The organism is [Clostridium] celerecrescens 18A, assembly GCF_002797975.1.
Taxonomy (GTDB): domain Bacteria; phylum Bacillota; class Clostridia; order Lachnospirales; family Lachnospiraceae; genus Lacrimispora; species Lacrimispora celerecrescens.
Map to the genome: position 1 here is coordinate 3042932 of NZ_PGET01000001.1, position 12845 is coordinate 3055776.

The following is a 12845-nucleotide window of genomic DNA, read 5'->3' on the forward strand; positions in this document are numbered from 1 at the left end:
ATACAAAAAAATTTTAGCGAACCTAAAAAATTTTTAGAAAACCACTTGTAATTTTAATTTTTTATGCTATGATGAGTGTATAAGATGTTCCGATGAGGGGAGGGCAAACGATGGATACAAAGCTTGAACTGTTAACGCAAATCGCAAGTGGAATTGCTACTCATTTTGGTAACAACTGTGAAGTAGTTATCCACGACATTAGGAAAGAAGATATAGAGAGTTCCATTGTCTATATTGAGAACGGCCAGGTAAGCAACAGAAAGCTGGGGGATGGTCCCTCTGAAATCGTTCTTGAAACGTTAAAAAAGAATCCGGATCTTTTAAAAGACCGCTTATCCTATTTAACAAGAACCGATGACGGCAGGATCTTAAAATCCAGTACCATGTATATAAGAGGGATAAATAATACCATTGATTACATTCTGGCTCTTAATTATGATATCACAGGACTGCTTACCATAGACAATTCCTTAAAATCTCTTCTCTCCACCTCGGAAACAGGAGACGATGAGAAGCAGCCAAAAAGAATCACTCATAATGTGAATGATTTACTTGATGCACTGATCGAACAGTCTGTTGCCCTGGTTGGTAAACCGGTCGCTCTTATGAGCAAAGATGACAAAGTTGCAGCAATCCAGTATTTAAATGATGCCGGTGCTTTCCTTATTACTAGATCAGGCGACAAGGTTTCCAATTATTTTGGCATATCCAAATTCACTTTATACAGTTATATGGATACAAATAAAGAAAAGTAATATATTAATGAAAAAAAAGGAGAATGAAAAATCATGAAACCAATCCAATGGGTTGTAAACACCATGCCAAAGACCGATGATAAAAATTTACCGGTTATGGCCACTGATGAAATCAAGAAGGCAAGAGTATTCCACGAAAGCTTTCCTCAGTACAGCAAGACTCCTCTTGTAAAGCTGGATCACATGGCAGATTATTTAGGTCTTGGCCAGGTTTACATGAAAGACGAATCTTACCGGTTCGGCTTAAATGCATTCAAGGTGTTAGGCGGATCCTTTGCTATTGCAAAGTACATTGCAAAGCAGACTGGAAAAGATGTTTCTGATCTTCCTTACAGCGTACTCACATCTGACGCATTAAGAGAAGAGTTTGGCCAGGCAACCTTCTTCACCGCTACTGACGGAAATCACGGACGTGGTGTTGCATGGGCAGCAAACCGGTTAGGCCAGAAATCTGTAGTCTATATGCCAAAGGGCTCTACAATTACCCGTTTCAACAATATTAAAGCAGAAGGCGCTACTGTTACCATTGAAGAAGTCAACTACGACGAATGTGTCCGCATGGCTGCAGATGCTGCTTCTAAAACAAAGAACGGCGTTGTGGTACAGGATACGGCCTGGGATGGTTACGAAGAGATTCCTGCCTGGATCATGCAGGGATACGGAACCATGGCACTGGAAGCCAATGAGCAGCTTGAGGAAAACGGCTGCGACAGACCGACCCATGTATTTGTTCAGGCTGGTGTAGGTTCTCTTGCAGGAGCTGTTCAGGGATATTTTGCAAACCGCTATCCTAAGAATCCTCCTAAGGTTGTTGTTGTGGAAGCTGATGTGGCTGACTGTCTCTATAAGGGCGCAAAAGCCGGCGACGGAGAGATCCGCATTGTAGACGGCGATATGCAGACCATTATGGCCGGCCTTGCCTGCGGAGAGCCAAACACAATTTCCTGGGATATTTTAAAGAATCACGTAGATACCTTTGTATCTGCTCCCGACTGGGTAGCTGCCCAGGGCATGAGAATGCTTGCCGCTCCTATCAAAGGTGATACACCGGTAACTTCCGGTGAATCAGGCGCTGCTCCTTTCGGAGTTCTTGCCTGCATCATGCTTCTTGATGAATATAAGGAGTTAAAAGAGCATTTAGGACTTAATAAGGATTCAAAAGTTCTCCTCTTCTCTACTGAGGGTGACACCGATCCAGAACGTTACAAAGCAATTGTCTGGGACGGAAAAGAACGATAATAACTTATATAAAAAATATGGAGGAAAACAAAATGGATTACAACAAAATCAAAGAAGCAGCACAGAATTATCAAGCCGACATGACAAAATTCTTACGGGAAATCGTTAAATTCCCAGGCGAGAGTTGTGATGAAAAGGCTCATATCGACCGTATCGCAGAAGAAATGCGTAAGTTAGGTTTCGACAAAGTAGAAATCGACGGCATGGGTAACGTATTAGGTTATATGGGAACCGGCAAAACTTTAATCGGCTTTGACGCTCACATCGATACCGTTGGTATCGGCAACAAGAACAACTGGAACTTTGATCCATACGAAGGCTATGAGAACGAAACAGAAATCGGCGGCCGCGGCGTATCCGATCAGTGCGGCGGTATCGTATCTGCAGTTTACGGCGCAAAGATCATGAAAGATTTAGGTCTTTTAAATGACAAGTTTACCGCTTTAGTTGTTGGTACTGTTCAGGAAGAGGACTGTGATGGTCTTTGCTGGCAGTACATCATCAACGAAGATAAGGTTCGTCCTGAATTCGTTGTTTCCACAGAGCCTACTGACGGCGGCATCTACCGCGGACAGAGAGGACGTATGGAAATCCGTGTTGACGTGAAAGGTGTTTCCTGCCACGGTTCCGCACCAGAGCGCGGTGACAACGCAATCTACAAGATGGCTGACATCCTTCAGAACGTTCGCTCTCTGAACGAGAATGATGCTGCTGATGACAAGGAAATCAAAGGCCTTGTAAAAATGCTTGATGAGAAATACAACAAAGAGTGGAAAGAAGCTAACTTCTTAGGACGCGGTACTGTTACTGCTTCCGAGATCTTCTTTACTTCTCCAAGCCGCTGTGCAGTTGCTGACTCCTGTTCCGTATCCTTAGACCGTCGTATGACCGCAGGCGAGACATGGGAAAGCTGCTTAGAAGAAATCCGTAACCTTCCTAATGTAAAGAAATACGGCGAAGACGTTACTGTTTCCATGTACGAATATTCCCGTCCTTCCTACACAGGACTTGTTTATCCGATCGAGTGCTACTTCCCAACATGGGTTATTCCGGAGGATCACGATGTTACAAAAGCTCTGGAAGAATCTTACAAGGCTCTTTACGGTGACGTAAGAATCGGTGCTGAAGAAACTGTTGCTATGAGAACCGCTCGTCCTCTTACCGACAAGTGGACCTTCTCCACAAACGGCGTTTCCATCATGGGCCGTAACGGAATCCCATGCATCGGCTTCGGACCTGGCGCAGAAGCTCAGGCTCATGCTCCTAACGAGAAGACCTGGAAGCAGGATCTGGTAACATGTGCAGCAGTATATGCAGCACTTCCAGGCGCTTACTGCAAATAATTCAGACAAGCTTTTGACAACCATTTTATTACCATAATTCTGGCAGCAGGCTTTTTAAGCCTGCCGCCACTCCTAACAATCATTTTTGCAGTCTGCCGAACATTCCTTCCCCAATCAATGCCTGGCAAACTGCACGAAGGATAGATAACTATAAAACAAGATAATATTCAGGAGGCTAACTACAATATGAAAACCTTACAGGATTACATTGACAAACTGAATTCCTTAAACTTTAAGGAAATGTATGAGAATGATTTCTTCTTAACATGGGAAAAGTCAGACGACGAACTGGAAGCAGTCTGGACCGTTGCTGATGCTCTTCGTTTCATGAGAGAAAACAACATTTCCACAAAAGTATTCGAGAGCGGTCTTGGAATTTCCTTATTCCGTGACAACTCTACACGTACCCGTTTCTCCTTCGCTTCCGCATGTAACTTACTTGGTCTGGAAGTTCAGGATTTAGACGAGGGCAAATCTCAGGTAGCTCACGGCGAGACCGTTCGTGAAACAGCTAACATGGTTTCCTTCATGGCAGACGTTATCGGTATCCGCGATGATATGTATATCGGCAAAGGAAATACCTACATGCATGAATTTATGGACGCTGTTACCCAGGGAAATAAAGACGGCATCTTAGAGCAGAGACCAACCTTAGTAAACTTACAGTGCGACATTGACCATCCAACTCAGAGTATGGCTGATATGCTTCACATCATCCATGAGATGGGCGGCATCGAGAACTTAAAGGGCAAAAAGCTGGCTATGACATGGGCTTACTCTCCTTCCTACGGAAAGCCATTATCCGTTCCTCAGGGAATCATCGGCTTAATGACTCGTATGGGTATGGAAGTTGTTTTAGCTCATCCGGAAGGCTACGAAGTTATGCCTGAAGTTGTTGAAGTTGCTAAGAAGAACGCTGAAAAATCCGGCGGTTCCTTCCGTGTATCCAACGATATGGCTGACGCATTCAAGGATGCTGACGTTGTATATCCAAAGAGCTGGGCTCCATTTGCAGCTATGGAAAAGAGAACCAACCTTTACGGTGAAGGCGATTCAGAAGGCATCAAGGCTCTTGAGAAAGAATTACTGTCTCAGAACGCAAGCCACAAAGACTGGTGCTGTACAGAAGAGCTTATGAAGACCACAAAAGATGGCAAAGCTCTTTATATGCACTGCTTACCAGCTGACATCAATGATGTAAGCTGCAAGGATGGTGAAGTAGTCGCTTCCGTATTCGATCGTTACCGCGATCCGTTATACAAAGAAGCTAGCTACAAGCCATACGTAATCGCTGCTATGATCTTCTTAAGCAAATTTGAGAATCCACAGGAAATCTTAAAGAAGCTGGAATCTGGCAAAACACCAAGAATTTTTGAATAATTTCACATTGGGGCAACTGCTCCATATTTAAGAATATCAGGCGCACCTGCAGCCTACCAATGGATACAGGTGCGCCTTTTAAATAATTCTTAATCACTAAGAGGATAGCAAAATGGAAAAGAAGAAAAGAATTGTTATTGCGTTAGGCGGCAATGCTTTAGGTAACACTTTATCAGAGCAGATGGCTGCCGTAAAGATCACGTCAAAAGCAATCGTTGATTTGATCGAAGAAGGCTGTGAAGTAGTAGTGGTTCACGGCAATGGCCCACAGGTGGGTATGATTAACAACGCAATGAGCGCTTTAACACGGGAAGATCCCAAACAGCCAAACACTCCACTTTCCGTCTGTGTAGCCATGAGCCAGGCTTATATCGGCTATGACTTACAGAATGCTTTAAGAGAAGAGCTGGTAAACAGGAACATGAACAACATTCCTGTAACCACCATGATCACACAGGTTCGTGTGGATGAAAACGATCCTGCTTTTAACTCCCCCAGCAAGCCAATCGGTCATTTTATGACAGCAGAGGAAGCAAAACTGGCTGAAGAAAAGTACGGATACATCACAAAGGAAGATGCAGGACGGGGATACCGCCGTGTGGTAGCTTCTCCAAGCCCTGCAGAAATCATTGAAATCGGCGCAATCCGTTCCCTTGTGGAAGCAGGACAGCTGGTTATTGCCTGCGGCGGCGGCGGTATTCCCGTTACCCTTCAGGGAAATCATTTAAAAGGCGCAAGCGCAGTTATTGACAAAGATTTTGCAAGTGAATTGCTGGCAGAGGAACTGGATGCAGACTTCTTAATCATCCTCACAGCAGTTGAGAAAGTAGCAATAAACTTCGGTAAACCGGAAGAGAAATGGTTGGACGATATCACAACAGACGATGCCCGCAAGTATATTGGAGAAGGACACTTCGCTCCTGGCTCCATGCTGCCAAAGGTTCAGGCTGCCGTGAAATTTGCAGATTCCAAGGAAGGGCGCAAAGCGCTCATCACCTTGCTTGAGAAAGCTAAAGATGGAATCCTAGAGAAGACCGGAACTCACATTCATAAGTAAAATTATGAATTTTCTTTTATTTTTATGCAAAATATAGTATAATATTACCGTTACTATTAGGCAAAATACCAAGATTCAAAGTCGTTGACCATCATAGAATACATGATACGTCATTACAATAGGGGTATTGTAATCCATTGGGGGACTGGGGACTGTCAAATTATTTCTGAACAGTCCCTACAAGACTTTGAAAATCTAAGAAAAGAGAGGGACTATCTTTGAATAAGCAAAACGACAAAGAACTGATCTATCAACTGGAAGGCAGACCAAGTTTAAAAACTGCATTCCCACTAGGTTTACAGCATATACTTGCCATGTTTACGGGCAATTTAGCACCCATACTTATCATTGCCGGTATCTGTGGGTTAGAGCCAGCTGATAAGACCGTTATGTTATCTTCCGCAATGGTTGTATCCGGTGTAACCACCTTGTTTCAGCTGTATCCGATCAAGCTCGGGAAGAGCTACCGCATTGGAGCGAATCTACCCATAGTCATGGGTACGTCCTTTGCATTTGTTTCCGTGGCTGCCATTGTTGCCACTCAAGTCGCACCTTCCATGGGACTGACCGATCCGCGTGATATCTATGCGCTGGTTCTTGGCTGTTCACTTGTAGGTGGTCTTGTTGAAGTATTTATGGGATTCTTCTATAAGAAACTTGCCAATCTGTTTTCACCAATCGTGGTGGGAACAACGCTCATTGCCATTGGATTAAACTTATTAAGCGCTGGCGCACGATATTTTAACGGCGGTTCAAACGCTGCGGCTAATTTGGCGGCATACAACGAGAATCCGGCTAAATATCAATTTTCAGGCGTATTTGGTTCAATGAAAAACGTAGGCATGGCGTTATTTGTATTTGTCCTTGTATTATTGCTCCAAAAGTATGGCAAAGGCATTGTAAAGAATTCCGCTTTACTTTTTGGACTGGCTATCGGATATGTGGTGTCTATTGCCTTAGGAATGGTAAATTTTGCACCGATTACAGCTGCTAAAGTTGTCTCCGTACCATTGCCATTTTATTTCGGCCTCAAATTCTCCATAGCTGGTATCTTAAACTTTGCCCTGTTTTATGTTATTTCCGGACTGGAAACCATCGGTAACACCGGCGGTATCACTATTGCAGCATTTGACAGAGAACCTACCTCCGAAGAAACAGCCGGTGCCATCCTTGCAGATGCGGGCGGATCAATGTTAGCAGCTGTATTTAACGCACTGCCAAACACCGCGTTTGGACAGAATGCGGGTATTATTTCCATGACGAGAATCGTAAACAAATGGTGCGTTGCCGTAGGTGCTATATTCTTGGCTTTATGCGGACTCATTCCGAAATTGGCAGCTCTTTTCCAAACCATCCCTGATGCAGTTTTGGGCGGCGCTATTATTTCTGTATTTGCCATGATTACATTAAATGGTATTAAGATGATTGCCAAAGCAGGTTTCTCCGAGAGAAACGTAACCATTATCGGTATTACACTGTCATTTGGTATTGGACTTACCTCCATGAGTCTGGCCGTGGAAACCTTCCCAGCGTTCATTCAGCCTTTATTAGAAGCTATTGCGCCATTAACGAGCGCACCAGCTGCTGTATGCTGTATCGTATCAATCTGCGCAAGCCTTTGCTTCCCAATGAGTAAAGAAGATAAAGAGAAAGCAAAAGCTGCTATGCAGGAAGCATAATTAAACAAAATTATAACAAAATGCCCTTCCGCTTTCAGCCAAAGCTTTTAGCGGAAGGGCATTTTTTGTTCGCTCATTCTATATCACTTCCTGCTATCTACGCGGAAGAATGGTGTTATGTTACAGCTTCCAGATATCCCGGTTATACTCCAGAATGGTCCTGTCTGAAGAGAAATACCCTGCCTTACTGATATTTATTAGCATCTTTTTCGCCCAAACCATAGAATCCTCATAATCCCTGTAAATCCTTTCCCTGGAAGCCGCATATGCCCTGTAATCAAGCAAGGTCATGAACCAGTCCTTATTAAGAATCTCATCATAAAGTCGTTTTAAGTTCTCCTTATGTCCAATGGAAGTCATCTCCTCTCCCACCATAAAGTCCAAAGCTTCCCGGATCTCCCCATCCGTTTCGTAATATTCCTTAGACACATAATCCGCTTTCACATAATGCTGGATCACCGTTTCACTGGATTCTCCGAAAATATAAATATTTTCCTTTCCCACCAGCTCTGCGATCTCCACATTGGCACCATCCATCGTTCCGAGAGTCACCGCACCATTTAACATGAACTTCATGTTGCCGGTCCCACTTGCCTCCTTGGATGCCAGGGAAATCTGCTGGGAGATATCACAGGCAGGAATCAGCTTTTCTGCTTTGGATACGTTATAGTTTTCCACCATCACTACCTTTAAATAGGGACTTACCTGGGGATCATTGTTTATCAGCTCCTGGAGACACAGGATCAAGTGAATGATATCCTTTGCAATCACATAGGCAGGGGCTGCCTTAGCACCGAAAATCACGGTGACCGGGGTGGACGGTAAGTTTCCTTTTTTTATCTCCAGATATTTATGAATCACATAAAGGGCATTCATCTGCTGTCTCTTATATTCATGGAGGCGCTTGATCTGAATATCATAAATGGAGTTCTCATCAATATCCGCTCCCTGGGTCAACATAAGATATTCCTTTAATGCTGTCTTATTCCGCTTTTTAATATCCAGGATTGCTTCTAAGGTTGCTTCATCATCAAACGCAGCCAGCTTTTCCAGCTCCATGGCGTCTTTCTTATACCCCTCTCCGATTCTGGAGGTAATCAGCTGTGTAAGCAAAGGATTGCAATGGAGAAGCCACCTGCGGAAGGTAATCCCGTTTGTTTTATTGGAAAACTTCTCTGGATAAATATCATAAAATTTCTTCAATTCACTTTTTTTCAGGATCTCTGTATGAAGGTAGGCCACTCCATTGACGCTGAAGCCATAATGGATATCCATATGGGCCATGTGCACCAGATCCTTTTCATCAATGATCGCTACAGAAGGATCCTGATGAACGTTGCGGGCTTGCTTATCCAGCTTCTTTATAACAGGCACCAGTTGGGGCACAGCCTCCTCTAAATATTCCATAGGCCACTTTTCAAGGGCTTCCGCAAGAATGGTATGATTGGTGTAAGCACAGGTCCTGCTGACGATCTCCGCCGCCTCTTCAAAAGAAATCCCTCGCAGAGTTAAAAGACGTACCAGCTCCGGGATCACCATGGAAGGATGGGTATCGTTGATTTGGATCACTGCATAATCTGGTAAATCATAAAGTTTGCAGCCCTTTTTGATACACTCATCAAGAATATATTGGGCAGCGCTGCTGACCATAAAATACTGCTGGTAAATGCGAAGCTTCCTTCCGGCCTCGTCACTGTCATCCGGGTAAAGAAACAGGGTCAGATTCTTTTTAATGTTCTCTTTATCAAAGGAAATCCCATCTTGTATGATCTCCTCATCAATGGTCTCTAAATCAAATAGATGAAGCTGGTTGGTCCTTCCCTGATAGCCAGTCACCCCGATATTATACATTCTGGAACGAACGTTCAGCCCTTTAAAGGTCACTGGATAACTGACTTCTGTCCGGGTAAGCCAGCTATTCTCCTCAATCCAGGGATTGGGATTCTCCTCCTGGAGATGGTCCTCAAAGGTTTGCTTAAATAAACCAAAATGATAATTAAGCCCAATTCCGTCTCCGTTTAGGCCAAGGGTTGCCATAGAATCCAGAAAACAGGCGGCCAGACGTCCCAGTCCCCCGTTTCCAAGAGAAGGTTCTGGCTCTATTTCCTCGATCTCGCAAATATTTTTACCGTTCTTCATAAGGAGTTTACGGACCTCCTCATACATTCCAAGGTTGATCAGGTTATTGGAAAGCAGTTTTCCGATTAAGAATTCCGCAGATATATAATATACCTTTTTCTTTCCTTCCTCCTGCTGTCTTTTTTCCGCTTCCTCCTGGACGATTTTCAGCAATGCAGAATATAGTTCCTTATTAGTACACTGATTTACCGCTTTATCGTATATTTCAATAATCCGTTGCTCAAGATTCATAAAATCCACTCCTTTTTTACATTCTATACCACTACTCTTGTATTATAGTATCCCTTGCGGTGTTTATCTTGCAGCATTCTGACATATTATGATACAATACTATCATCAACCACTTAACCATTTCGAAAAACAGGTGTTTTATGAATATCATACAGTACGAAAACTATCAAGAAAAGAGGGAACAGGACCCTTCCGGTTTTCCTTACTTAACTTACCCCTGCACCATCCCCCTGGATTTTAGCAAAGTTCCACTACACTGGCACGATGAAATGGAATTCATCTATATAAAGAAAGGGACAGGACTGGTATCGGTGGATTTTGTTCCCTATGAGGTCCATGGAGGTGACATTATCGTCGTCAGCCCTGGTAAGCTTCATACCATCGAAAAGTGGAAGCAGGAAACCATGGAGTATGAGAATATAATCTTTGACTTAAATCTGCTGCGCTCCAGGCATCCAGATATCTGTTGGGAATCCTATCTCTCCCCCATCAGCCGTGGACAGAAAAATCTTCCGGTGCACATGACAAAAGATATTCCCTTTTACAGTGGAATCGCTTCCTGCTTAGACCAGATCGATCAGGTCCGAGAGACATTCCCTGAGGGCTATGAGCTGTTAATCAAAGGAAAATTAATGGAACTGTTTTTTCTTTTCTGGAGCAATGAAGCATCCTCTTCCTCTCCTCCTCCCCGCCCCAAAAAAGAGTTGGAGCGGACCAGGCAGATCCTTAAATATGTGGAACAGCATTACAGCAGGCTGCTTTCCATAGAAGAAGTATCCGACGCCTGCGGCATGAGCCAGTCTCATTTTATGAGATTTTTTAAGAACACTATGGGAATGCCTTTTACCGCTTACTTGAATGATTACCGCTTAACCATGGCTTCCAGACTGCTTCTATCCTCTGAGGATTCGGTACTAACCATTGCTGGGGATACAGGGTTTAACAATCTGTCCTATTTTAACCGGATCTTCAAGGAAAAATTCGGAATAACCCCCAGGGAATTCAGACGGCATATGGATATTCCATCCTCCAGCTGAATAAGATAGTATCAAATCATAGACAGGTGAAGCCATATGGATAAAAACCAGATAAAATTATCTGCTTTTACCGCTATTCCCTTAGGAGTTGGGGCTTTAACAGCATTTTTGACGAGAAACGGCTTGTCCATATATAAAACCTTAAATCAACCTGCCTATTCTCCCCCTATATGGCTCCTTCCGATCATATGGACCGCATTATATATCCTCATGGGGTTCGGCTCCTATCTTGCCGCCTCCTCGCCTTCTCACAGAAAGGGAGAGGCTCTCCGGCTATATGGAATCCAGCTGCTGCTGAACTTCCTCCGGAGCCTGGTGTTTTTCAACTTAAAAAACTATCTGCTGGCATTTTTGATTCTCCTTTTCCTTTGGTACTCTGTTGTAAAAATGATATCTGCCTTCTGGACTGTCAATCCGGATGCAGCCGTTTTACAAGTTCCTTATTTACTTTGGATCACATTTACCGGGTACTTAAACCTGGGGGGCATGTTTCTTAATTGAATGAAAAAAGGAGCAAGGCTACGGCAACGTTTCTGTTGCTTTGGCCTTGCTCCTTTTTTATTGTTCCATTTAAGCTTCATTTAGGATGGCATTTTACCCAATCTGCGGAGCATGGTTTTCTCTACCGCATTCAGGATATTCTCATAGCCTGTGCACCGGCATAAATGGCCGGACATCAGCTTTCTAAGCTCATCTCTGGTGTACTCTTTTCCGCTTTCTAAAATTTCTACCGCTGACATAATAAATCCCGGTGTGCAGAATCCGCACTGGACCGCTGCCTCGTCGATAAATGCCTGCTGGATGTCGGAAAGCTCTCCATTTGGACCCATAAGGCTTTCTAAGGTTGTGATACTTTTTCCATCTGCCCAAACAGCCAGATAGATGCAGGAATTGAAGCATTCATGATCTATGATCACGTTACAGGCTCCGCATTCCCCTACCTCACAGCCTTTTTTTACGGAAGTCAGGCGGTAATCATCCCGCAGCAAATCGGTAAGGGAAGCCCGGACATCCACCATTGTTTCTGTGTATTTTCCATTGATGGTACATTTTACTAACTTATATTGTGCTGGCATTAGATCTCACCTCCTGAAAGTTTCACTGATTCTATGAAACAACGGGTTGCCATTTCCACGGCGATGTGCTTACGGAAATCCTTTGAGGCCCGCCAGCTGTCACGAGGATTGATATCTTCAAGGATTTCTTTTCCGAAGGCTTCTGCCAGTTCTTTGGATACCGGCTGCCCTTTTGCCAATTGTTCAGCGCTTTTTGTGCGCATGGGAATCGGGCCTGCTACTCCAAAAGCGATTCTGATGTCTTCGATTGTCTTTTTATCCTCTGACAGCTTGACATTTACGGAACAGCCAGTGGTGGCGATATCCATAGCGTTTCTGTTGGCGTATTTGATATAATGGCCCTTATATCCTTCATAACTTTTCTTTGGAATAATTACCGCAGTCTGGAGTTCTCCCTCTCTAATATCCACGGTTCCTGCTTTTATATAGAAATCGCTGATAGGAATCCGACGGATGCCTTCCGGACCGGTCAGCTCGATCACTGCATCCCATGCAAAAAGCGTAGATGCTGAATCGGCTGATGTAACACCGTTGCAGGTGTTTCCACCGATCGTTGCAATGTTTCTTATCTGGGGACCACCAACCATATCTACTGCTTCTCCAAGAACGTTAATGTATTCCTGGATGATCGGATCCTTTGTAATATGGGAAAAACTGGTGAGAGAACCTATGCGTATGGCCTCTTCCTCGTCAAGTTTCACGCCTCTCATTTCATCGATCATATAAATACTGATCAATTCCTTACCGGCACGTTTTCCTTCTCGCATCTGTATTAAAACATCGCTTCCGCCAGCTATGATCTGTGCTTCCGGATGTTCCATACGCAGCTTTACCGCCTCTTCTACGGTATTTGCTTCATATAATGCTTTCATATCATACATAGAGCATTCCTCCTTACTATTCAGTTGT

At 43.8% G+C, this 12845-nt stretch carries 11 protein-coding genes; 8 read left to right on the forward strand and 3 right to left on the reverse strand.

The window, feature by feature from the left end:
* Positions 1-110 precede the first annotated feature (110 nt).
* From H171_RS14010 to H171_RS14035, 6 genes are all read left to right on the forward strand, one after another.
* Entirely contained in the window at positions 111-755 is a 645-nt protein-coding gene (locus tag H171_RS14010) for a helix-turn-helix transcriptional regulator (RefSeq protein WP_100305704.1), read from the forward strand.
* 33 nt (positions 756-788) lie between these two features.
* Positions 789-1994: a diaminopropionate ammonia-lyase gene (gene dpaL / locus H171_RS14015; RefSeq protein WP_100305705.1), complete on the forward strand. Its 1206-nt coding sequence runs from the start codon at positions 789-791 to the stop codon at positions 1992-1994.
* A gap of 32 nt (positions 1995-2026) precedes the next feature.
* Positions 2027-3337, forward strand: a complete 1311-nt coding sequence (locus H171_RS14020; RefSeq protein WP_038283611.1) for a YgeY family selenium metabolism-linked hydrolase — start codon at positions 2027-2029, stop codon at positions 3335-3337.
* Positions 3338-3523: 186 nt separating this feature from the next.
* Positions 3524-4717 (forward strand): knotted carbamoyltransferase YgeW, encoded by a 1194-nt coding sequence (gene ygeW, locus H171_RS14025; RefSeq protein ID WP_038283613.1) that lies wholly within the window; start codon positions 3524-3526, stop codon positions 4715-4717.
* 112 nt (positions 4718-4829) lie between these two features.
* Positions 4830-5774, forward strand: a complete 945-nt coding sequence (arcC, locus tag H171_RS14030) for a carbamate kinase (protein ID WP_038283614.1) — start codon at positions 4830-4832, stop codon at positions 5772-5774.
* Positions 5775-5992: 218 nt separating this feature from the next.
* Positions 5993-7453 carry a uracil-xanthine permease family protein gene (locus H171_RS14035; RefSeq protein WP_100305706.1) on the forward strand — a complete coding sequence of 487 codons (1461 nt, stop codon included), beginning with the start codon at positions 5993-5995 and terminating at the stop codon, positions 7451-7453.
* 120 nt (positions 7454-7573) lie between these two features.
* Here H171_RS14035 and H171_RS14040 read toward each other — a convergent pair whose 3' ends face one another.
* The gene (locus H171_RS14040; RefSeq protein WP_100305707.1) at positions 7574-9823 is read right to left on the reverse strand and encodes a glycogen/starch/alpha-glucan phosphorylase; all 2250 of its coding nucleotides are present in this window, start codon (positions 9821-9823) and stop codon (positions 7574-7576) included.
* A 140-nt stretch (positions 9824-9963) separates the two neighbouring features.
* Between H171_RS14040 and H171_RS14045 the strand changes: the two genes are divergently transcribed.
* The gene (locus H171_RS14045; RefSeq protein ID WP_100305708.1) at positions 9964-10860 is read left to right on the forward strand and encodes an AraC family transcriptional regulator; all 897 of its coding nucleotides are present in this window, start codon (positions 9964-9966) and stop codon (positions 10858-10860) included.
* 36 nt (positions 10861-10896) lie between these two features.
* Positions 10897-11361, forward strand: coding sequence for a TspO/MBR family protein (locus tag H171_RS14050; protein ID WP_100305709.1), 465 nt, complete (start codon positions 10897-10899; stop codon positions 11359-11361).
* An 80-nt stretch (positions 11362-11441) separates the two neighbouring features.
* On the opposite strand, the gene xdhC is transcribed toward H171_RS14050, so the two are convergent.
* On the reverse strand, positions 11442-11936 hold the full coding sequence (gene xdhC, locus H171_RS14055; protein WP_100305710.1) for a xanthine dehydrogenase subunit XdhC: 495 nt from the start codon (positions 11934-11936) through the stop codon (positions 11442-11444).
* Positions 11936-12817: a xanthine dehydrogenase subunit XdhB gene (gene xdhB, locus H171_RS14060; protein WP_100305711.1), complete on the reverse strand. Its 882-nt coding sequence runs from the start codon at positions 12815-12817 to the stop codon at positions 11936-11938. Before xdhB ends, xdhC begins: the two co-directional genes overlap by 1 nt.
* Positions 12818-12845 lie beyond the last annotated feature (28 nt).